General features: G+C 62.6%; 2 protein-coding genes. One reads left to right on the forward strand and one right to left on the reverse strand.

What is annotated here, in order from left to right:
* Positions 1-535, reverse strand: a 535-nt coding sequence (locus DBR18_RS29485) for a LysR family transcriptional regulator (RefSeq protein ID WP_256588796.1), incomplete at its 3' end; no start/stop codon positions are given.
* A gap of 111 nt (positions 536-646) precedes the next feature.
* Between DBR18_RS29485 and DBR18_RS19500 the strand changes: the two genes are divergently transcribed.
* Positions 647-1,372, forward strand: coding sequence for an SDR family oxidoreductase (locus tag DBR18_RS19500; RefSeq protein ID WP_108591526.1), 726 nt, complete (start codon positions 647-649; stop codon positions 1,370-1,372).
* Positions 1,373-1,484: the final 112 nt, after the last annotated feature.

Raw genomic sequence — 1,484 nt, forward strand, 5'->3', positions numbered from 1 at the left:
GGCAGGTGATCCAGTCTTCAATCGGCGCCCATCCCGCCTGCGCCGCCGCCATTGGATGGTCCAGCGGCAGCGCCATCACGTAAGGTTCTTCCCACAGCGGCAGGAACAGTTCGTCCTCGCAGCACATCTCCTCCACCGCCAGCCGTCCGTCACCGTGACAGCCCTCCTCCAGCGTCAGCAGCAGATTGGGCAAGGCCTGATGGGCCATGCGCACGAAGGCTTCGATGTGGCTGGCAGCGATATCGCCTTCGATGCCCAGCGTCAGCGCCACGCGGTTTTCGCCGCCGCGAAACATCCGGCTCAGGGCTTCGGACTCGGCAACCATGCGCCGCGCCTGCGGGTACAACAGCCGAGCCTCGGCACTGACCTCGACCCCACGGGGTAGTCGCACGAACAGCGTCGCGCCGAGTTCGTCTTCAAGCTGTCTGATCGTCACCGACAGCGTCGGCTGACTGATGAACAAACGTTGCGCCGCTGCGGTGATGTTGCGTTCTTCGAACACCGCGAGAAAGGCTTTGAGGTGGCGGATATCCATAGGTGATTCCGATGACAGACAGAGGAATAAGGCATTTTTCAGCCGTGAAGGGGCTAAATATACTGCGTCCGGCATTCAGTCATTTGATTTTCTTATTTCAGGAGTTCAACCATGGGCAAGCCATTGATCATCATCACCGGGGCCAGTTCGGGCATTGGCGAAGCCGCGGCCCGCCGCTTGAGCGCTGCTGGTCATCCGCTGTTGCTGCTGGCGCGCCGGATTGAACGCCTGCAGGCACTGGAGTTGCCAAACAGCCTCAGCCGTCAGGTCGACATCACTGATCGCACCGCCCTGCTCGCGGCAGTGGCCGAGGCCGAAGCGCAATTCGGCCCGGCCGATGCGCTGATCAACAACGCCGGCGTGATGCTGCTGGGTGCGATGAGCGAGCAGGATCCGGCGCAGTGGGAGCAGATGCTCGACGTCAACGTCAAAGGCCTGCTCAATGGCGTGCATGCCGTGGTCGCCGGTATGGTCGAGCGCAAGCACGGCACGATCATCAACGTCAGCTCGGTGGCCGGGCGCAAGACGTTCCCGAATCACGTGGCTTACGTCGGCACCAAGTTCGCGGTGCATGGTTTGTCGGAAAACCTGCGCGAAGAACTGGCGCCGCACAACGTGCGCGTCACCACCATAGCCCCGGGTGCGGTGGAAACCGAGTTGCTCAGCCACACCACCGATGAAGCGATCAAGACCGGCTACCAGGCGTGGAAGCAGGAGATGGGCGGCACGGTGTTGAGCGCCGAGGACGTGGCGACAGCGATTGCCTATGCCTATGAGCAACCGCAGGGCGTGTGCATCCGCGAGATCGTTCTGGCAGCGACCCGGCAGCAGGCCTGATGGTTTGATGGTGGCAGGACTGGCCCCTTCGCGGGCAAGCCCGCTCCCACAGGGTTCTGCGGTGGTCACAGATTTTGTGTGCGGGCAGCGACCCGGCAGCAGGCCTGATAGT

It is taken from the genome of Pseudomonas sp. HMWF021 (assembly GCF_003061005.1).
In the GTDB taxonomy this organism is placed as follows: domain Bacteria; phylum Pseudomonadota; class Gammaproteobacteria; order Pseudomonadales; family Pseudomonadaceae; genus Aquipseudomonas.